General features: G+C 38.2%; 13 protein-coding genes. 2 read left to right on the forward strand and 11 right to left on the reverse strand.

From position 1 onward, the window contains the following. Positions 1–293: 293 nt before the first annotated feature. From HZI73_RS24405 to HZI73_RS24455, 11 genes are all read right to left on the reverse strand, one after another. Positions 294–1,631 (reverse strand): ABC transporter substrate-binding protein, encoded by a 1,338-nt coding sequence (locus HZI73_RS24405; RefSeq protein WP_212695942.1) that lies wholly within the window; start codon positions 1,629–1,631, stop codon positions 294–296. Positions 1,632–1,654: 23 nt separating this feature from the next. Next, positions 1,655–3,238: a response regulator transcription factor gene (locus HZI73_RS24410; RefSeq protein WP_212695943.1), complete on the reverse strand. Its 1,584-nt coding sequence runs from the start codon at positions 3,236–3,238 to the stop codon at positions 1,655–1,657. Then, complete coding sequence (locus HZI73_RS24415) at positions 3,216–5,030, reverse strand: sensor histidine kinase (RefSeq protein ID WP_246552556.1); 1,815 nt, start codon at positions 5,028–5,030, stop codon at positions 3,216–3,218. Before HZI73_RS24415 ends, HZI73_RS24410 begins: the two co-directional genes overlap by 23 nt. A 256-nt stretch (positions 5,031–5,286) precedes the next feature. Continuing rightward, positions 5,287–8,094, reverse strand: coding sequence for a PQQ-binding-like beta-propeller repeat protein (locus HZI73_RS24420; RefSeq protein WP_212695945.1), 2,808 nt, complete (start codon positions 8,092–8,094; stop codon positions 5,287–5,289). Positions 8,095–8,194: 100 nt separating this feature from the next. Then, complete coding sequence (locus HZI73_RS24425; protein WP_212695946.1) at positions 8,195–10,405, reverse strand: FAD-dependent oxidoreductase; 2,211 nt, start codon at positions 10,403–10,405, stop codon at positions 8,195–8,197. Position 10,406: 1 nt separating this feature from the next. Next, positions 10,407–11,858 carry a sulfatase family protein gene (locus tag HZI73_RS24430; RefSeq protein ID WP_212695947.1) on the reverse strand — a complete coding sequence of 484 codons (1,452 nt, stop codon included), beginning with the start codon at positions 11,856–11,858 and terminating at the stop codon, positions 10,407–10,409. Between the two features lie 59 nt (positions 11,859–11,917). Then, positions 11,918–12,790 carry a carbohydrate ABC transporter permease gene (locus tag HZI73_RS24435; protein WP_212695948.1) on the reverse strand — a complete coding sequence of 291 codons (873 nt, stop codon included), beginning with the start codon at positions 12,788–12,790 and terminating at the stop codon, positions 11,918–11,920. 12 nt (positions 12,791–12,802) lie between these two features. Then, positions 12,803–13,765 (reverse strand): ABC transporter permease, encoded by a 963-nt coding sequence (locus HZI73_RS24440; protein ID WP_212695949.1) that lies wholly within the window; start codon positions 13,763–13,765, stop codon positions 12,803–12,805. 29 nt (positions 13,766–13,794) lie between these two features. Continuing rightward, positions 13,795–15,420 carry a type 2 periplasmic-binding domain-containing protein gene (locus HZI73_RS24445; protein WP_212695950.1) on the reverse strand — a complete coding sequence of 542 codons (1,626 nt, stop codon included), beginning with the start codon at positions 15,418–15,420 and terminating at the stop codon, positions 13,795–13,797. Positions 15,421–15,616: 196 nt separating this feature from the next. Further along, the gene (locus HZI73_RS24450) at positions 15,617–17,920 is read right to left on the reverse strand and encodes a helix-turn-helix domain-containing protein (RefSeq protein ID WP_212695951.1); all 2,304 of its coding nucleotides are present in this window, start codon (positions 17,918–17,920) and stop codon (positions 15,617–15,619) included. A gap of 201 nt (positions 17,921–18,121) precedes the next feature. After that, positions 18,122–19,384: an acetate/propionate family kinase gene (locus tag HZI73_RS24455; RefSeq protein ID WP_212695952.1), complete on the reverse strand. Its 1,263-nt coding sequence runs from the start codon at positions 19,382–19,384 to the stop codon at positions 18,122–18,124. A gap of 371 nt (positions 19,385–19,755) precedes the next feature. Here HZI73_RS24455 and HZI73_RS24460 point away from each other — a divergent pair, with 371 nt between their 5' ends. Together HZI73_RS24460 and HZI73_RS24465 are read left to right on the forward strand one after the other, a co-directional pair. Continuing rightward, positions 19,756–22,182, forward strand: coding sequence for an excinuclease ABC subunit UvrA (locus HZI73_RS24460; protein WP_212695953.1), 2,427 nt, complete (start codon positions 19,756–19,758; stop codon positions 22,180–22,182). Then, positions 22,182–23,246 carry a serine hydrolase domain-containing protein gene (locus tag HZI73_RS24465; protein ID WP_212695954.1) on the forward strand — a complete coding sequence of 355 codons (1,065 nt, stop codon included), beginning with the start codon at positions 22,182–22,184 and terminating at the stop codon, positions 23,244–23,246. The genes HZI73_RS24460 and HZI73_RS24465 overlap by 1 nt, the downstream gene beginning before the upstream one ends. The last annotated feature ends 5 nt before the right edge of the window (positions 23,247–23,251 follow it).

Raw genomic sequence — 23,251 nt, forward strand, 5'->3', positions numbered from 1 at the left:
ATAAGTTATACAAAATAGATGCTACATGATTTAACGCCCCCATATACCCCCATTCTTTGATGCCATACCATGGACATGCTAAATCACTGGGCCTATCGTTTATCATCTATTTGATGTCATTATTATAGATGAAAGTATATGGCGGATAAATGAGTTGACGGTCGCACTATTTATAATTATTCAATTTAAACACATAATTTTTCACAGGTGAAAGCGTCATTTATAAAAAACCTTGATTTTTTTATAATGAGGTCAAAAAAAGAACCACATGATTGCGGTTCTTGATATGATGGTCATTCCTGTTCATTTTTTATATTGGAATTATCAATAATTTGTCTGATTCTATTGGCTGCTTCTTTGGCTGCTATTCTAGGCTCTTGACTCTCCGTTAAGACCTGTTGATAAGCTTGACCCAGAATATCAGGCATATCTGCATAATAGCTAACTCTAGGAAAGGGTTCAATATATTGAAAAGCTTCATAGAAACCACTATATGCATCATCTCTGCCTAACACAACTTCTCCTGCATATACGGTAGAAGGTATTCTTCCTGTTTGCTCGAACCAACGGATCTGGTTATCCTTTTCTAGAAGAAACCTTAAGAATCGTACAGCTTCTTCTTTATGGGGACTTGTTTTTGCAATGGAGTAGCCATGAATGCCCAAGGTTGATGTATGCTGGCTGCCCATGGGTATTAAGAAACTACCCAGCTTTCCTTTTAAACCTGGATTCTTTGCCAATATGGAAGCCATGGCGTGTGAACCGGTTATCATCATGGCTGTCTTTTCATTTTTCATCCATTCAATGGCTTCTTCATAACTGACCTCAACAGGTCCAGGTGGTACGACTTTGTGTTTGGTATAAAGTTCACCATAATAGGTCAAAGCAGCAATACCTTCAGGACTATCCATATCTGTTACCCACTGGTGGTCAGCGTATCGAAGCTCATAAGCTCCAAATGATCTCAATACATTGGTGAACCGAACTGCCCCTGAATTATTTTTAGCACCCACTAATGCCAAACCCCATCGGTCGATAACACCATCTCCATTGGTGTCTTCTGTTAACGCTTTAGCAACTTCCAGAAAAGCTGACCAATCTTTTGGAACCGTTAACTTTTTTTCTTCAAACCAGTCCGTTCTGTAAATAACACCCATGGATACCATGGACCATGGTAAAAAAACCATTTCCTCATCTTGAATGGCTTCAATCATCAATTCTGGATAAATTTGTTCTAGGAAAGAATCGTCAAAGAAACGCCTTAAATCAGCTATGATATCAAGGTCATATAGTTTATTCCGAAATTCTGGGAGATTGACAAATATATCGGGCATATTATCTTCAATGGCCAAGGTGGATAGTTGGGTGGAAACATTATTAATGGGTACACCAATGTACTCGATGACAATATCTTTGTTTGCAGCCATGAATGTTTCAGCTAGTTGTTGTTCAAGTTCTTTTTCTGGACTTTCTACAATCGTTGTAGAAAGCACCTTAAGAACCACCTTTTTAGCTGATATCTCTGTTTCTTTCTGGAAATCTGACTCTGTGGTTTCTTGGTGTTCAGTATCCGTACACCCTGTCACCATAAAGAACACCACCATAAAGATAACACCCTTGACATATTTCATAAAACCACACCCCTATGAAAGATTCAACTACTTTTTAATTGCTTTCGGTAAACGTTTGGACTCATGTTAAACTTCTTCTTAAACACGTTACTGAAATAATAAATGTTATCATAACCGATTTCATCACTTATTTGTGTGATGGACTTATCCGTGGTTCGAAGTAAAATCTTAGCCATCTCCATTCGGTAATCCGTGAGATAATGGGTCACATTAACCCCTACTTTCTTCTTAAACAGGGAACCGAAATAACTGGCAGACATGTTTAGACGTTCTGCTAAGAAGGAGACGGTTATATCATGGCTATAATGGTTCTGGATATAATCAAGACATCCTTTAATATCCTTGTCCAATGTATCGTCTCTCATTACCTTGAGATGCTTAAAATACAACGTGTTAAACCTTTCAAACCAATCCATTGTCTGGTGCATGTATTCAAAATGTCTTAGTTCTGACCTTTCTGCTATACCATCATAACCTGTTATATCCTGAAACTGCTGGTGATATAATTTCAGTTCTTTTGAATACACATGAAGCATTTCATCCAGATCCCCATTGAATGTTTGTCGAACAAAAGACATGCTTGCTTCAGACACATCATGAAAATATTGCTTCCAGACATCAGCTGCTTGTTGCGCATCTCCGTATTCTATAGCCCTTTCAAGGTTGCGTTCCATTGTTGTGTCAAATAATAATTTATCATGCTCTATGAGACCGTCTTTCTTACTGCTTGCCTCATACAGAATGGATTCAGGTCCATGAATAAATCGTTTCTCATTAACCTTATCTAAAGCGTCTAGAGCCTTTTTAAAGTCTTGTAAATCTATGGCTCTAGCGTTCAAGGCTACAGAAACCGTGATTTGCATATAACGACTAAGGGCTTTCTGCAAGTCTTCTAACATGTTACTAAGCTTATTTTGCAACATCACCTTGGCATTCATGACACCCACATAATGTAAATCATCCAGACGAAACACATCTCCTGTACCATAGTCATTAATGATTTCCGACGTAAGGTTCATGACCGATTGAGCAAAAAGCCGTCGATCCGATGGGGAACTGGCTGGTTTTCTCTTCGTACATGTATCCACTGTAAACAACATAAGACACCCTTCACTGCTCGTGAGCTTACTTCCCTTTTTCTGAAGCAGGTCCAAATCCAATGGACATTCATCACTGGCAATTCTCTGCCATTCTTCCTGAAGACTCATTGTTTTCTCGTCACCTATAGCGGATCGTATGGATTGTTGTACAGTAAGCAGCAGTTCCAGCAGCTTTTGTGAATTAACAGAAAGCTTTAGTATATAATCAACTGCGCCAAGCCGTAGTGCTTGTTGAGCATAGATAAAATCCTCATGACAACTAAGGATGATGACTTTCACATCGATAGCCTCATCTTTAATCGCCTTCAATACCTCAATGCCGTTCATAACAGGCATCTCAATGTCAAGGAGTACAATATGGACTTCTTCCTGCCTTAATATGGCCATCGCTTCTTTTCCATTACTGGCCTCACCAATGACTTCAAAATAATGTTGCCCCCAATCGATTGATGATTTTATACCCACCCTAACCAACAATTCATCGTCAACTATCAGCACTTTTGTCATAATCTGCCTCCCTGATGATTGGTAATACAATTGTTATTTTGATACCCTTTCCTATTTGGCTGAAAAGCTTTAAACCATATGCCTCACCAAACATCAATTTGATGCGTTGATGTACATTCCCCAGACCAATACCACTATACCTGCCTTTTGTTTCATTTTTTTCCATGGATGCAACCAACTGTTTTAGATGTTCTGGCTCCACGCCCACCCCGTTATCTTCAACCCTAAAACACAAGTTTTCATCCTCTATATACCCTTTGATCTCAATATGAATGTTTTTCTCCTCTTGTCCTTTTATACCATGAATCAAAGTATTTTCAACTAAGGGCTGAAGAATGAGTTTGGGAACCATCCATGTTTTAATACCTTCTTGTAAGGTAATGGACATGGTGAACTGTTGATTGTATCTGGCTTTTTGGATATTAAGATAACTGTTGATATTTTCAATCTCATCACCAATGGGTATGCATTCGTTCATTTTGCCTATGCTCATTTCCAGCAACCTGCCAAGGGATGCAATCAGGTCTGCCACATTAGGGGCTTGATTGATAACGGCTATCCATTTAATGGTATTCAAGGTATTGAATAAAAAATGAGGATTAATCTGTGCATACAGCACTTGCAGCATCAATGCTTTCTCTTTCTCCTTTTCTTGCTGAATATTTCTAATCAATTGATTGATTTGATGTATGGTTATGTTAAATCGCTTTCCCAACTGAGCGATTTCATCTCTACCCTTAACGGGAACCGTCAGATCAAATTTCCCCTGCTCAACATCTTGCATCTGGAGCATTAACTTTTTTAATGGAAGGGTAATACTGTAAATCAGAATGTAACTGATAATAATAAATATCAGCAATACACCAAGAAGGAGAATCAGATTCTTGCTCCTCTGGTCAATGACTTGAGAGAATAGATTTTCATAATTACTGACCTTAATCAGATACCAACCTGTCAAACTATTTTTTGTGTAACTGATGAATTGATGATTTCCATCTTCTTCATAACTAAAATGATTACGATTCTTATACAAAATAGCATTAACATAGGGTTTTGCAGCCAAGTTTGTACCAATGTGCTCCCGCTCAACATCACTAACCACCGTACCCCCTTTATCAACAACTAATATGTTGTCATCGTTTTCTCCCGTCAGCAGGTCATAAATCAAATCCTGCTCTTCATAAGTAATGGTCATGACACCCCGCCAAGACAGTTCAGCACTTTCATTAATCAATCGGGCTAACGTAATGAGGTAGACATGCTTATCATGATCCCAGTGAAAAACCCAAGACTGGTAACCTTTATCCTTCATACTATCTGCAAACCATGTTTGTTCGCGCCAAGCTATATCTTTATCGGAATTTCTCTTAGGAAGCGATGTATATATATTGTTCTGAAAATCAAAAAGGGTGAGGGTATTGTTATACTCCGACAATATGGTTTCTCTAGCGATGTTAAAACTATCATTGATCACCAGATAATTCTTATAATAGTGCTGTAGCTTTTCCCATTCATCTGCCTCAATGGACGGGGTTCCATTAAAAAGCACCTCTTTCACCTGCTTATTAATGGCAAAAAAGTTCATAGCTTTGACCACTTTATCCAATTCGTCTTCAATGACCTTGTTCAACTGTTCTAAATCTCTAGCATTTTCTTTCTTAATCTGTTCACGAAGAATATCTTCCGTAGTCTTGGAATAACGATAAGAAATGATTAATAGAGGCAATACAAGAAAAATGAGAATAACCAACAGCATTTTGGTTTGAACGTGCTTAAACCGATACAGTCTCATTTTCACTTAACCATCCTCTCTGAATAATATCTATATAGTATATGTCAATGCCATATAGTTTACAGGTTCAGTGCCTTTTTAACCATAGAGAAATTTACTCAGTTTTTATAAAAATTATATCATGACTATTGAAAATAATAAACATAGCGAATGGATAACGTTAAAAACCAGATGTATTCATGTTTCCATGTTATACATAAGATTATCCCCCTTCTATCTAAAACCAGTAGATAGAAGGGGGATTAAATTGGTACTGTTAATGGTTAGTTGTATTCGAAAAAGTCACATCTACTATACTAAATACACCTGCTGGTACCGTTACATGAATGGTGTTGTTTTTTATTTTCAAAGTTTCCTGAGTAAGTATATTTTTAGCTTTCGTACCATTCATGTTTTGAAGCTTGATGGTCGCTTGACGCTCTTCGGGATTAACATAACCTGAATCCAGTATATAGATTCTTAAATGACTATTATCTATACGTACAACCGTCCATGCTACATCGCCCTCCACCACAACAGGCATGCGCTTTCTAGCTTGATTAAGTTTTTTTACAACTGTCTTTCTGTAGATATCGGGGTCTTGTTTTGTATCATTTTCGTCATAAAAGTATTTCCCATCTGTGGTAATCTTATCCACAAACCGACTGCCTTCAATGTCATAGTCGTCAGGTAGAATAGGAATCATACCGTAATATGTATTGGGCAAAAAGTTACTCATTCTGTGTTTTACACCATAGCCATAGTTTGAAAAATCATGTTTAGCAGTAGGATACCCTGCCCAATAGCAGTCTAGTTGATCAAAAACGTATTTTTCATCATATGTTGGATCAAAAAGAGCAATATTATGACCATTTTCACCATGTTCAACGTAACCTTCATCAGGGGATTTCATTGCCAAAGCAACATCTGGAATAGACAATATATCCTCTCTTTCTGGCGTTATCAGTATGCCTTTATCGATCATTTTGTAGATAGGAATCGTCTGATCATTCTCCGGTAATACGAAATTCTGTAGATATTTAGCGCCTTGGGACATATGGTATACCATGTTTCGCATATAATGACTTTGTGTTTTTTGTGAACTCCATTCATATTGGCGATTATAGGATGCATTATCCTCAACCATTCGGGTGCCCCAGTTATCAACTGCTCCCGTTAACCAGATACCCATTCGGCCAGCGAGGCTTAATTCTGCTGTTCTGGTGTTGGTATCTTCTGTTGAAATAATCAATACATCTTTGTATTTTTCATTATAGAGCTGTGCCCAGATTGGGTTGTAGAACGTTCCTGTCCAAAAAATGTTTTTATTTCGGAAGAATACCTTTGCCGTACCATATTGCTGACAAAGTTCAGCCAGTGGTATTAACCGATTCTTAATGGCATAATCCATGTTCTCATCACTTTTTGCAAATTCTGAGAAGATAAACATCTTAAAATGGTTTGGGGCAGCCTTTAAAATTTCTTCTGCTGTGGACATGGAGAAATAAAATGGATCCGTTGTATGCCCTGCCCACACGGTAAAATCTTGACCTTCTGCTTCTAACCTCGTTGCTTCTGCAATAATTTGCTCTGCTGTCATGTCATATTTTTTCCTCTTATCTTTATGGGTAGCCCAATATTCGGACAAAGATGAACGATCATAGTCTTCTGTCCAAAGATAATTTTTAGGAAAATGTATGGCATCATTGGTCAGTGCGCTTTCTATTTTAGGATCAATATGATTTAAAGAAATAAGATGATCCTTCGAAATAGATTGTTGATAAGAAGGCATGACAAATGCATCAATTTGTTCATCCAGGGTACGTATATTCCCTTGAATCTCTTTTATCCTTCCCACTTGTTGTATATTTTCAAAAGCTTCTCCCCAATGGTCGTTATCTAGTTTCAAGGCATAGATTGCATCACCACCAGAAATATCACTTGCCATATAATAGGTATTGGTTTCAGGGTCAAATTCCCCTCCTGCAAAAGAAGCTGGCGCTGAATAGATAGCTCTAACTTCACCATCTAAATTTCGAACGAGAATATCACTTGCAAAAAACAATAATACATACTCATCGGACATGGAAGGAATATTCACATAAGAAAGCTGTGCCATTCTATAATCACGACTTCTTAGCTGATCGTTAAAAGCTGTTGATTCATGATTTTCAATAAAACCACCTTCACTGTTGAAAACAGCCATTTCCCCTCTCGTCTGTTTAGAACTATAATAGGGTAAGAGTATCTCACATTTACCATCCTTGTTGATATCTTGCACCATACAACGGCCAATAAACTTCTTCTTGGCTTTTAAATCCAAATCGTTGAAATCCGTTACCCATACAGGCTTGGACATATCATCTGGGTCCAGCATCATCATCAGGTTGGTGCGGTTAACAGAATATGTGATAACAGCAATAACATATTCTTTTCCTGTTCCATACATATCACCTGATATCACATGTCGAACCACTCCAGCTTGCTTGTTACTACTATCGTCAGGCACATATGCATCAACTTTAGTGCCTGTAGCAGAAAGCTTATAAATATGCTTATCAATACCACCGGTTATGATATATTTCTTACCATCATTTCCTTGTACCGTGCAAACATTATAAAGAGGTGCAGGGGTTGTATATGACCATAACAAGCGACCCTTATGATTTAAAACATACAATGTACCATCACTAGAAGCAATCATACTTTCATCTTTGCCATCACCATCAATATCATCAACAAAGAGATCGTATGGAAAAGATTCCCCTGCTTGACTTGACCATAAGCGTTTTCCGTCAGCACTATATCCAAGTACTTTACCATCATATGCTGCTCCTACAACACCTCTAATACCATTCTTAAGGGTTGCGGGTTTAACATGATATATATGACTTCCTGTTGAAAATCCCGTTAATACTTCACTATGTTGAGTTGTTGCCTCCTTTTGGGTTTGAGCAAATACGCCCTCTTCAACAGGGTCTATCCTATCAGCCCCATCTACGGGCATACCACTAAACATAAAACTAGCTAACATAACCAGTGATAAAAAGACAACTAACCTATATTTTTTATTACAACGCATCATGACTTCTCCTCCTTAATTCTACCTACTATCAACCTACCCATTTGTTTCACTCTTTTAACAACTGGGTTTTCGACAACCTTGTCAATACGTAAGAATCTTACTAAAACACCTTCACACCAAATACTTCAATATAACGTGCGCCATAAGTATTCTCAAAAGTAAACCGTATGGTTGTCACATTGTCATAGGTTTCCATAAATCTGTTCAATCCTTGGTAATTATTTCTTATGACTTTACATATTGAGTTATCATGTGTAATGATGTCTATCTTATAGTCCTTTACAAGTTGTCTAATAGGTGAACTAAAGTTGTTGGTCTCCATCTGTGGATTAAAGATAATCTGAATTTCTTCAATATTTTTCGGTGAAGGAAAGGTGATTTCTAGCCATGGATGTTCTTCCTCTTCTGAAACCCATACATGGGGTAATCCATAGGGTCTAGAAAAACCATTTGCAACATTTTCTGCTGCATATAGGTGCTGCGACGGTGTTATGTTTCTAAAACCAATACATCGAGATACTTCGTCATTTAAGGGAAGCTTCTCAATGAATCTTTTAATTTTATGCTCACTCCTTTCATCAAAAATCAATGTAGGCGCTCCAGTGATACGTTCTTTTGATACATAAACGTTAAGTGCTTCATGTTTCATCAATATAATATAATGTTTCATATCTTTTGAACGACTACATTGAAGGGGTAATGTCAACCATCCATCAAAATTGCCATCTACGGAGACATGGATTTCCTTTACCTTATAATCGGGAAAGTAATTCTCAACATGTTCACCACCAAATACAGCAACATGAAGCAGTTGCTCTCGTTCTGTCTTGTTCTTTAATTTTATGTCAACACTTTCCAACGTTTCTGTCGTTGTTGGCAGCACAAGACAGAAGTTTTTATCTAAAGTCACATAATCAGTAACCTTGGTGTTCTCCATTAATCTTACTGATGAAGATGTTATGTGAGCATCTTTAACATAGCCTACGTCTTCCTTCATGCCAAGAATATACTGTCCATCTCGTTGTAACACCTGTTGTAACTCTTTCATATATGGCTTATCACGTATGTTTCTTGGCATGACTTGATGTTTGATGGATAGGGCAGCTGCTGTTCCAACAGCTTGGGCCATGGCTGACAATGTCTGTTGAACTCTTATTGAACCCAATGCAACATGGGTAGCGCTGGTAATACGTCCTGCTAAAAATAAATTATGGATATTCTTAGAATACATCATACGGTATGGTACTTGGTATAACCCTGGAACGAATCCAAACTGAGACGGTCTGCCATGACCATATATCCCCCCCACATCATGAATATCAAGGGACCAACCTGCTACGGATACAGCATCTTCAAATACAACTTTATTCTCAATATCCTTTTGATTGAGCACATAATCCCCATAGAATCTTCTAGATTCCCGTTTACCAGGCATGGATGCTACCCATTTCAAATACAGATTATCCACATCATCAAATTGGCCACTGTTCTTTACATAGTCCCAATAGCCATAGACTAGTTTTCTAAGCTCTAATGTGATGGCATTGTCATCTTGAATGGTATCCAGCTCACCACCATAGGACAGCCACCAGATACCATCAATTTCATCGATGTTTTCTCTAACTTTTCTACCTGTTTCTGGTCGAATAAACCATTTTAATATGTCATCATTATGATAGTCATAGGCAAAGGCTGGTTTTACATAGGGTATTTTCTTATTCTCTCGACCTACTTTGAAGAGAATACAACTTCCCATCACCTTATGGTCAGCTTCATCTACTGCAAGGCTTTCATCATAGGCATCTTTGGATTCTCTCCCCACTGTATATAGGGCACCAGCTGCATGAGCAATCGTTCCATCACCTGAAGCGTCCACAAATAAAGGGCTTTTGAAAAGGTATTCTTTTTCTGTTCTTAGTTGCCTGCCATAGACAGCCATTATATTTCCATTATCCATGCTGACATCATAGGCTTCTGTGTTTGAAAACAATGTGATATGAGGTTCTCGTCTAACCATCTCCAATAATGCCATATCTGTTAATTCATAATCATCTTTTGTGTTATACCTTGGATTATACTTAAAGATTTCCAGCTTAATCTCATCCGATATGCCTGCTTCTCTGGCATAATAAGATATTGAATGAGATGAACCATTATAATGGACACGAAGCTCACTGCTATGATTCCCGCCTAAAACTGGACGATTATTTACCAATGTAACTTTTAAGCCTTTTCTTGCTGCTGCAATGGCCGCTGTCATACCAGCCATGCCACCGCCAATGACTGTTAATTCACTTGTTATGATTTCCATATTATGTCTCCTTTACATAACCACCCATTCTTACCCAATCGCCAGTAAGATGATGAGCCCACGAATGTTTGGCATCCTTGGCATATGCATAGGATTCAAACACATCACCATTCCCTAAAATCCTAGGATCTCTTGTTTCTATGAGTTTTTCTTTAAGTTCCAAGTACAATGCCTTTTTTAAGACGTCATAATCTTTATTTTGAGCCAGATTCTCCATACATTCTGGATCTTTTTTTATAGCATATAGCTCTTCTTGAGGGCGTAAGCCAAAAGTATAGTTATAATAGCAGTTGTCCCCTTTTGCATGCAGGTGTAATATTTCCTCTTTGGTAGGACAATTAGCACAGTTGGTATAATACGTTTCAGGATTGCCGGACGGGTATCGTGATGGTTCAAAATTATGAATATATAAATAGTCAGGTGTCCGGATGCACCTTACAGGATATCCTTTATCTTCTGCTCTTCCCATATCGTGCCTTTCTCTTCCCATATAGGCTCTATTTCTCTGTGGATTAACAAATCCGTCTCTCTCTGAAAGCAACACATCTAGAAGACTCTTTCCTGGCATTTCTTTTGGTATATCTAAACCTGCAATGTCCAAAAATGTAGGTGCAAAATCAATAAAACTGACTAAATCGTCTATTACCCGATTGCCTTTAAAGGCTGGACAACTGATGATTAAAGGTAGGTTTAAGTCTTGTTCATACATTTGACCTTTAATTCTTGGAAATGGTGCGCCATTGTCCGATGTCACAACGATGACCGTATTGTCCATTTCACCGATTTCCTCTAGTTTGTTGATGATACCGCCTAATTGCTTGTCAAACCAGTCAATTTCAAAAGCATAATCGCACAGGTCACTTCGAACTTTATCGTTGTCAGGAAAATAAGCTGGAACGGTTACATCTTCTAACTTTTTACCGTGATAGACGCCTTCACCCTCTATGTATTTACGATGTGGTTCTTTGCAACCGTACCAAAAACAGAACGGTTGACCGTCTTCCCTAGCTTCCAAAAACATATCAAAATTACGGACATAATCAATGGTGCTGATGAGCGAATGTTCAGGAGGTGTCAATGTCATTTTGTTATACGCGTTACCAGCAGGATTACGTATTAATCCGCTTCTTTCCCAATTGCCTGGTCCCCAGCCTTTTCCTGTATAACCAATATGATAACCGGCCTCTTCCAATAAATCAGGATATAAATGAAAATCATTGGGAAAATAACAGAAATGTGTACATGCCTCTTTTAACTGCCATGTGTGCATACCCGTTAATATACTTGCTCTTGAAGGCGCACATTTGGGATTCGTTGTAAAAGCGTTGTTAAATAGAACCCCTGTTTTTGCTAGTTGGTCCACATGAGGTGTATGGACAAATTTATGGCCATAAGCACCCATATGGGATGCATCATCTGCAATAGCAAATAGAATATTTAATTTGTCTTTCATCTTGCTCCTCTCCCACCATCATCTATCACGATGACAGTATCTTGTCGTTATTGGCATTATTAACCTTTTATAGCTCCAATCATCACACCTTTAACAAAGAATTTTTGTATAAATGGATAGATGCAAAATACAGGTATAATGGAAACCATGATTGTGGCGTACTTAATGATTTGACCAATATCTGCTGACACATCAATATCAATACCCATGTTGGCTTCGTCCAGTCGGCTTTGTAAAACAATTTCTCTTAGAAAGAGCTGTAATGGGAAAAAGTCACGGTCACGTAAGTAAATTAACGCTTGAAACCATTGATTCCAATGTGCAACGCCATAATATAAAGCCATAACGGCAATGGTTGGTTTAACCAAAGGTAAAATAATTTTTGTCAATACATGCACTTCACTGGCACCATCAATCTTAGCAGATTCCATTAAACTGGATGGAATGGCTGCAAAAGAAGTGCGCATAATGATGAGATTGGTTGTGGTAATGGCTGTTGGCAGCAGTAATGTGAGTCTTGACGTACCTAACAGGCTGCTGACAACCCAATAGGTAGGAATAAGTCCCCCCGAAAATTGCATGGTAAAGATAACAATCAAGGTTAGAATCTTACCTAAGTACAAGTCCTTCTGGGCAAGCACATAAGCCCCTAAGGATGTCATGAAAAGATTAATGGATGTTCCTACAATCACATAAAACAGGGTATTGAGGTAACCTGTTGTTACCGCAGGTGTTTTCATAACCAGCCGATAAGCTTCAATGGTAAAGCCAAGAGGTTTCAATAGTACCCCTCGATGGGCTTGAAATAATGCTGGGTCACTAATTGATGCAAAGAGGACATAGAGAACAGGATATAGGGTAGTGACACACAACATGGTTAACATGACATAATTCACCACATCAAATATACTTATTTTTTTTCTGTTTACCATATGAATTGCCTCCTACCATAAGCTGGTCTCGCTTAATTTTTTACTCACTTTATTAGCCATGATTAATAGACTAAAATTAATGATGGCATTAAATAGCCCAACTGCTGTTGAATAGCTAAAGTCGGCTTCTTCTAAACCTCTTCTATACACAAAAGTTGATATGACATCTGCTGTATCATAGATAATAGGGTTGTAGAGAAGAATTATTTTTTCCCATCCAAGGTGCATCATTCTACCAATTCGCATAATGAGTAAAATGGTGATTGTTGGTGCGATGCCAGGTAATGTCACATGCCATATTTTTTTGAAACGACCGGCTCCATCAATATCAGCAGCTTCATATAAGTTAGGATTGATACCTGATAACGCTGCCAAGTAAATAATGGTTCCCCATCCAATGTTCTGCCAAATATTACTGCCTACAAATATAGGTCGAAATAAGGCAGATACAGCTAGTAGATTCTTCCTCTGAAAGCCTATAAAGGCTAATAAATCATTGATAAGTCCATCGGTTCCAACTAAGTCAACGATAATCCCTGCCACCACTACAGCCGATATAAAATGGGGCATGTAAGTCACTGTTTGAACGGTTCTCTTAAATTTTCTGCTTCTGACTTCATTTAGCAGTAATGCTAAGATAATAGGCGCTGGAAAACCAATCAATAAATTATAAAAATTAATGAACAGTGTATTTTTTACCAACCGCCAAAAGTACTGGCTGGTCAAAAAATCTATAAAATGCTTCATACCTACCCAATCGCTGCCCCAAATCCCTCTACCTGGTCGATAATCTTTGAATGCAATGACGATACCAAACATTGGACCATAGTGAAAAATAAGATAGTATAACAATACGGGAATGACCATGATATAGATTGTTCGATGTTTCTTAAAATCTTCTGCAATTTTTGCGCGTATAGTCGTTTTCTTATGCTTCGTTTTTTCAAGCTTAACGGTCTTCGATAGCTCTGCCATGTTTTGCCTCCTAGTTCACCCTTCGTATCCTATCGCTTATTGTATCGATTGAGTGCAGACTGTTGGTATCCAATCACTTCAACAATACCTAATTTTTTGATATTGGCAACGAATTTATCATAATTCTCTATAGGTTCTATTCCCATGATAAATTTTGTCACCATTTCTTCCACATAAGTATCTACTTCACTCATTATATTGGCCGTCTTTTCGCCTTCTTCTAAGGTTGGCGTCATACTTGTTGGTAAGGCATATGCGAAATCTGCTTTCATCCATTGTTCCCAGCCATCTTGTTGGGTAGGTAAACTATACATGTACTGTTGGTCACCCCAGTCCCAATAGGTATTTAAATCTCGAAATAAGAGTTGGCGGTTAGCATCAGGCCGGGAAACACCGTCAGGGTTATTGTTAATGTAATCTGTAAACGCTCTTGAACCATCTTCTTTATAATTGAATGTAATACCTTCCTGTCCCCAGTAAATAAGCTCTCTGCCTTGCTCACTGTATAAAAAGTCCACATACTTAATAATGGTTAAAGGGTCATTTGCACTTGACGTTATGAATGTTCCCTCATCTTTAACATTGGGTACGTAATGTCTAAGATGTACCCTATCCCCTTCATTTAATACGGGGTAAGGTAAAGCTTTTAATATCAGTTCTTTATTATCCACTTCTGCTACCTTGACCAAGGAATTAAAGTAACTCAAATGACCAATGGTTGTTGCTAATTCACCACTTACCAACATGGGTTTAATATGCTTATTCAAATCTCTTGATACATAATCTGGATCAATTAAACCTTTGCTGTACCAATCCCGCATTAACATGATATAATCTTTGTAACCTTCTTCTATAGGACCATATTTCACAACGCCGTCAACTTGAAAGAAGGTGGAGCCAGATGGTACACCGTAAGCACCTGAAAAAGCATCCCATAAGCCTTCTAATCCATTTTTTGCACTCCATGATAAAGGAATTTTGACACCATTTTCTTTAAATGCTGTTAGCAGTTCTTCCCAATCTGCAATGGTTACAGGTGCATCAAGACCCGTCTCCTTTAAGTATTTCTCATTAACCATAGGTCCAAAAAAGCTCAACCCCCGCATTTCAGGGTCTGGTATGATTGCACCAAATGAGATAAGATTGCCGTCATCGGTGTAGCTGTCTTTTCTTACGGATTCATCTGCATTTATAATAGCCATGTAGTTGGGTGCATTGGCTTTAATCAATTCTGTCATGTTCTTGAGAATAATACCATCATCTACAGCAGCGTCAACACCGCCTCTATAATGTTTTTGAAGACTTATATGGATTGCATCTGGCAATTTAGCTGAACTGAGTACTAGATTCAATTGTTGTTCTTCCTGGCCAATGGGAGGGTTTATAAATTTGGGCCGAACGCCTGTTGCTTCAGCTAAGATGTCATAATAAGGATGGTCATTATGACTATCCATGACTTTAGCTGTTCTTGCGTTGATGGACCGCCAAAACTTAAATGTTGTATTGCCATCTCCAATTCTACCATCTGGTTGAACGTTCGACGATGGCGTACCTTGAAGTGAGCCAGACTCACTTACCTTCTTGCCTTGACAAGCAACCAAGGATAAACCAAGCACCATTACCAGAAATAAAACAATTGTTCGTTTCATGTTCATACTGTAATACCTCCTAAGTTTCATTAAGTTAATTTTAGATGAATGTTTCCATGGCTATAATGTACCAAGTTTCACCTTAATCGTAAATCAGCTATTTTAAACCATTCTTCTATGATTTTTTAACGACAGACTGCCTTAAATACGCAAAAAAACTGCAAATCTACTGAATTTGCAGCATCGTATCATTTTGCTTTTGCTAATATTGACTATTTTTTCTATACTTCCCAGGTGTTATACCTTCATATCTTTTAAATACTCTTATAAAAACATCGCTATTGAGGTAACCGTACTTAACTGCTATCTCTTTAATGGTTTCATTGGACTGATTGAGTGCAGTCTTGGCTTTTCCTAATCGAACCAGATGAATGGCATCAGATAGATTCGTACCTGTTAACTTTTTATATTTTCTTGATAGCTCATAGATATCCATATGAAAATGGTTCGCTAATTGTGACACCGATAGTTCCTGATCCATGTAATGTTTTTGAATGTATACGTCTATTTCTGACATAATATGTTTCACTTGTCCTGAATGGTTTTTCTTAACATCCACTTCAATTAATGTTAATAAGTCAATAATAGCCTCACGTAACGCTTCAATGGTCTGGAAGTTTGTCAGTTTCTCATAAACTTCTTCAAATGAAATCATTTCAGAATTCATACCATCTTTATCAATGCTATTCATTAGAATATTAATAATACCAAACATCCTACATTTGACAATGTTAATTTTAGGATTCTGGTTTTTCAAGACTAAGTTAAATAGATTATTAATGATATTTTTAGCTTTACCGTACTCCCCATTTTCTAACATGCGAACAAAATTGGCTTCATGTTGGTAGTATTTGATTTCATGGCTCCTTTTATGTTCTTGGTCACCATCATAATGAATAATACCCTTTTTCCCAAATACGATGTTTTGCTCCAGTGCGTGGAGTGCTTCTTCATAAGCTTTATGAATATTCTCTATATCCACCTTGCGTTTACTGACTGCAATATGGATGTCTAAGTCTACTATGTCTTTGCTAAATGTTTCAAGCCACCTTCGAAAACCGTTGTTTCTGTAGACATCTTCTGAGTAATTAACAAGTGCCACAATCATACCATTAAAATAAATCGGATAGATTTCTGAATTACCCCTATGGTCCCTAAAGGTATCCATAAAATCATTTTTTAACTGCTCCATAAAAGCTAAAAACATATCATGAGCATTGCCAGTGACATTGTCATCAGTATGCATGTAGAACATCACAACATTTGAATAGGTGCCTGGAAGCTTCACGCCATAAAAATCCATTAACCTCATGTATTCTTCTTTATCCCTAAACGCCTGAGTGATGAGCCGAATTAGGAAGTACTTCTGCATATAATCTTTATTTTGCAACACATTCTTTTCCAATCTTTCTTGTTTCTCTTTGGTTTCTATAGCATAGGACTTCAGCGATTCAAAAGCATTATCCATACTTCCAAATGGCGTTGATGAGTCTTCTCTTAGTAACTCAATTGTGGATAATAATGGGTCATATCTTTTCTTCTTAATAAGAACAATGGCAACGATACTCATGATGATAATAACCAGTAAACTTAATAGTGCTATCACATGTCCTCCTATGATCGGTTTTTTGAAGGTTGATGCAGGAATAACAATAAAATAGCGCCAATTAATTTCATCGGAACTCACCGTATAGGTATAGTAATCTTCCTGATTATTTTCATGGATACGTCCTTCCCCATCTTCTTGAATATGAGATAGCACATCATGAGTAAAATCCATGGCACCATATGCATAGAGAATGTTATCCTGCTCATCCATAATAGCCACACTGGCCTGCCATTCATTAAATTCGCCCATGTTATTAATAATGTCCACAAAATAGTCATTATTGAGTTTTATAAAAACATTGGCTTTATGTTCGATTTTACGAATAAATGGCAATGATTGCATATAGACAATACTACTAATTTTCTTGGTGTTTTCAACATAGATAGGCCTTATTTCTTCTCGATATTCTTTTTTCAAACTTCTTACCCAATCAGGAAAATACCATGTAGCACCATAAAAGGCATTATCTGTCATACCTTCCAACGTGCTATGTCCATAGGGCGTTAGAATAGAGCCTGTGTTTCTAAAATAAACAAAGAAATTATCAATCATATCATTGGCTACTGTGTAGGCAAGAAAGTTATTGGTTAGATTAATTAGCGAATAGTGATAGTACTTATCAAAATCACGCTTTGTATTCATAATCCCACGCAAATTATCATCTGATTCCAGTTGCAGCGTAAACATCTTGACCGTATGTAAGCGTTGGTCAATGGATTGTTTTAATTGATTCATCACCAATTTATTAGCTGCCGTTACTTCTTCCTCAATCACTTTAACATTATAATAATAGAGTCCTGCACCAACAAAAACAGGAATCATTAAGATCATAAAATAGTACGATAAAAAGGATGTGAGAAAACTGTGATACCTTTTCTTGATACCCCTATGTAACATGATATTCCTCCTAGTAAATCATCTTTTCATATCCATACTAAGTCTTATTTTAACTAAAATAAAATGGGTATTCTTGAGGTTATTTTTTGCTATAAAGTTATAATAAACCGCCCTTTCAACAGTTGAAATGACGGTTTATAAACATTTTTATGCGACCCTTTGAAGCTGTAATAGCATGTTTATAAGAATTAACCAATGATGTTAGTCCAATTCAAAAGGATATACATCTGGCGCACCTTCACCAAGATGTCCAATGTATAGTGTATCGTATCCAATGACCGATTCTTCATCTGTTGGAATCACAAGTACGGATAAGTTGTTCTTTTCAGACTTGCCAATCTGGACTTCTATTTTACGATCAGCGTTTCGCTCATCGTCCACTTCGATCTGAATATTGCTTAGGAAACCTAAAATCTTTTTACGTACATAACCTTCGTTTTCGCCTAAACCAGCTGTAAAGATAAGTGCTTCACAAGAAGGTAAGGTAGCCCAGTAAGCCCCGATATATTTGGCTATACGATAGGCATAGATGGCTACAACGGTTTCAGCTTCCACGTCACCTGCTTGGGCTTTTACTCTGATATCTTGCATCATATTGGTGCCACCCAGAGCCTTAAGACCGCTTTCCTTGTTAAGGGCATGCATGACTTTTTTGAAGGCCTCTTCATGCTCAATGCCCTCTTTTTTCATCAGGTTGTCCACCACATGACTAATGACAGCTGGGTCAATATCACCTGATCGTGTTCCCATGATTACACCTTCAAGAGGTGTAAAGCCCATACTGGTATCCACAGACATACCATGTTCAATCTTCGTTAAGCTGCAACCATTTCCTAGATGGGCTGTGATGCCGTTGAATCTGTGATAATCTACACCAAGGAATTTTGCTCCACGTTTGGCCACATACATATGTGATGTACCATGGAAGCCATAGGTTCTCACATCAAAGTCCTTGTACCATGCTTCTGGAATGGCGTATCGATATGCATACTCTGGAAGTGATGCATGAAATGCTGTATCGAATACTGCCACTTGCGGCACCCCAGGTAACAATTCAATAGCAACTTCAATGCCTAAAAGATTAGGTGGATTATGAAGTGGTGCTATAGGGAATAGTTCCCTAATGGTTTCAATGACGTGTTCATCAATTAACACACTGCTGTTATACTGTGTTCCACCGTGAACCACACGATGACCAACCCCTTTGATATCTGTTTTAGCGATATCGTGTTCATAGAATTTATCAAATACTGCTAATAATGCTTCATGGTGCGTTGGCAGCGGCATATCGATCACTTGCTTGTCATGATCAACAACCATCTTGATTCTGCTACGCTGGGGATTACCAATCTCTTCAACAACACCCTCCATGATACTTTTAAGTTTATGTCCTGCCTCCATTGCAAATAATGTGAATTTGAGGGAGGAACTTCCACAATTCAATGCTAGAATAAAACTTCCCATATAAGCCTCCGTATTATTGTCGTTATAGTCAAACCTGTCATTATCTATTTTATCAATTCGTCTTGTTCCTGTCTACGGTGAATTTTATCCTTCTCATTTGTTAGGTCAGCATTTTTTGAGACTGTATTTTCTTCTATTCGATTCCAAGTAGATGATATGAATTGTATATAATTATTTAAATATAAAATATTATATTTTATATAAATTTTATATTTATTTTTATATTCAATATATTATTAGTAATTATTTCTAATTTTTTAAAAATTTTTAAAAAATATATTGACATAGTGATTTATCCTCTGATACAATCACTTCATGGTCATGATGAGCTCTCATAACTATCGACTACCAAATGACGAAAGAGTGATTTTATGAAAAATATTACAGTAAAAGGTGCCCAAGTGCATAACTTAAAGGACATTGATATTGCCATCCCTAAAAACAAACTTATCGTAGCAACAGGTGTCAGCGGATCAGGCAAATCCAGTCTTGTCTTTGATATTATCTTTGAAGAAGGACGCCGACAATACTTACAGTCTCTAGGCATACTGTCAAAAATGGATGATGAAGATAAATTTGATAGTATATCCGGTATTGGTCCTACCATTGCTGTCCAACAGAGCATCATCCGTCAAAGCAATTCACGTTCAACTGTCGGTTCCAGAACCCATCTTTTAAATATGCTGGGCTTATTATATGCAAGAGAAGGTAAAATATCCTGTTTCTCTTGTGGAACACCTGTAAATGACAAACTTATTTGTGAAACATGCGGCCAAGTGGAGGAGCGTTTGCAAGCCAACTATTTCTCCTATAACCATCCCAATGGCATGTGCATAAAATGTTCTGGACGAGGGTCATATTTTGAAATTAACATGGAAAAACTGGTTCCCAATGACCAGACAACCCTCCGTCAGGTTTTTGAAACCGTCGGATTAACCCCTGGTTATAAGCGCTTGCTATCCAAGCGATTTAAGGACTATATGGCTATGCCCTTTTCATCACTACCCGATGAAGTCAAGGAAGACATAATTTATGGTCATCATGTGACCAGTAATCAAGAAAAACGCAGCTATTGTCTGTCAAGACTTTTTAAAGGACGACTCTATCGACAGGGTGACGATATGGGTGGTATCTATCAGATGTCCACATGTTCGGAGTGCCAAGGCTATCGCATTGGAGAAGAAGCTCGTCACGTGCATTTAAACGGTAAGCATATTGGTGAGCTAGGTAAGATGACAATCACCGAATTGCATGGATTCCTAGAGATTTTGCTCACATCTGACACATTAACACCACTGGGGAAAAATCTCCTTAAGGATATCCTGCGTAAAACAAGCCATTTAATAAAATACCGACTGGGTCACCTTTCCTTGTATAGAGAAATGCCTACATTAAGCGGCGGCGAAATACAGCGACTCTTTCTGAATGCTCATCTGGATTCTAAGATGGATTCACTGATATATATTCTTGATGAACCAACAGCAGGTCTCCATGAATGCGAAAAAAGTGACCTTTTTAAGTCCATTCAAGAGCTTAAGGCAATCGGTAACACGGTTATTGTTGTTGAACACGACAAGCACATGATTCAACTGGCAGAGCATGTGATTGACATAGGTCCAAAGGCAGGTATAGAAGGCGGTCAAGTCATCTATCAGGGCAATGTGGAAGGTCTACTTAAGTGTCAGGATTCCATAACGGGTCAGTACCTTTCAGGTCAAGCGCCCATGCCTATGAGAACAACCAGACAACAAATTGTCATGGATAAAGCAACACCCTGTATTACCATTTCCCATGCTAAAACAAATAATCTAAAGGATGTTACTGTATCCTTCCCATTAGGTGCTTTGGTGGGCATAGCGGGTATGTCAGGAAGCGGTAAAAGTTCCCTTATTTCAGATACCCTTGTGCCTCTCCTCAGAACCTATTTTCACGGTCAAGGAGAAAAAGACACGTCAGATATTGCAGAAAATGATGAAGCTATGGATAGGCCTATGGTTAAAACATTGGCGGATAAACTAGAAGGTGCTAAGCATATCACTGGCTATGCAGAAGTATCACAAGCACCTATTGGTCGCAATATGAACTCCAACCCTGCAACCTATATAGGTATCTGGGATAAAATACGCAAGTTGTTTGCTAGGCAGCCCAAGGCTATAGCACAGCACTTATCTGCCGGCCATTTTTCCTTTAACTCAAAAGGCGCCTGTTCTGAATGCGGAGGCAGCGGTAAGGAAACCATTTGGCTGGGGGGTAATTTCAGTACCCATACAACATGCAAAGCATGTCATGGAAAAAGATACAGTCATGAAGCTTTATCTGTGACATACAAAGGTAAAAATATATATGATGTCCTTGACATGAGTGTTTCAGAAGCGATCACCTTCTTTGAAGAGGAACAAGGCATGATTAAGATACTAAAAGTGATGGAACGCATTGGTATGGGCTATATCAAACTCGGTCAACCCACCCCTACCTTTAGCGGAGGCGAAGCCCAGAGAATCAAACTGGCCAAAGAAATTGGTAAACGTCGTAAGGGAAAGATACTGTATGTGCTAGATGAACCCACTACAGGTCTAAGTTTATATGACACAGCCAAGCTTATTCAATTATTAGATGAACTCATAGCAAAAGGAAATTCTGTCCTAATCATTGAACATGATCCTATTGTACTTGCATCTTGTGACTGGTTGATTGAACTGGGTCCTGAGGGAGGTGCCGAAGGCGGGATGCTCATAGCAGAAGGTCAGCCCAAAGAACTCAAACAACATGCACAATCCATAATCGGGAGGTATTTATAATGGGAACGGTTAAAAGAGATTATTGGCCCACAGAGGCATGGCGGACTACAGAACCAGCTTCTGTCGGTATCGATTCAAAAAAACTCTCTGACCTTGATCACATCATCTCCTCTCAACATAAAAATATTCATGGTATTGTTATGGTTAAGGATGGATACATCGCCTTTGAAAGATATTATCATGGCTATGGTCCTTGTGATGCCCACCGTGTTGCATCTGTGACTAAAAGTTTTACATCTGCATTAATTGGTATGGCTGTTGATTCAGGCTATATACCAAGTATCGACCAAAAAGTATTGCACTTTTTTCCTGACTATGTTACTCATGATATACGTAAAAAGACCGTAACCCTTAAACACCTGCTCACCATGACTGCACCTTTTACCTTTTCATGGAAAGGCAATCAAGGGGGTCAAGAACCTCTTGATCGACTGAGAAGGCAGAGGGATTGGGTCACCTATATCCTTAATCAGATGGGTGGTAAAGGACAGTCTGGTATGTTTCAGTATAGTACTGCTGGTACACACCTGCTTTCAGCCATCATCACCCAGACGACAGGTAGGTGTGCCAGGGCATTTGCCAATGAACACTTATGTGGTCCACTGGGTATGAGAGATATACCAGATCATGACATGAAAACATTTTCACTGGATGATGTGTTTGGTAATCATGCAACAGGATGGCTCAAGGACCCAAAAGGCAACTCCATTGGAGGCTTTGGACTAACCATAACACCTAGAGACATGGCACGTTTTGGTTTTTTATATTTAAACGGTGGTATGTGGGATAATAAACAGATTATATCAAAGGCATGGATTGATGCATCCACTACGCCTCATGCTGAAGTAATGATTGACGAGTCCCTAGCTAAGTATGGTTATCTATGGTGGATTCGAGAAGAAAAGGGTATGTCCATCTACCTAGCACTGGGCGATGGTGGTAATGTTATATGCTGTGTTCCAGAGAAAGATCTGGTTGTTGCAATCGCAGGCAAAATAGGTAGAAAACCCATTGACCGCTGGCCGCTTTTTGAGACATATATTCTTCCTGCTATTCTTGATTAAATGTA

It is taken from the genome of Vallitalea pronyensis, from assembly GCF_018141445.1.
GTDB lineage: Bacteria > Bacillota > Clostridia > Lachnospirales > Vallitaleaceae > Vallitalea > Vallitalea pronyensis.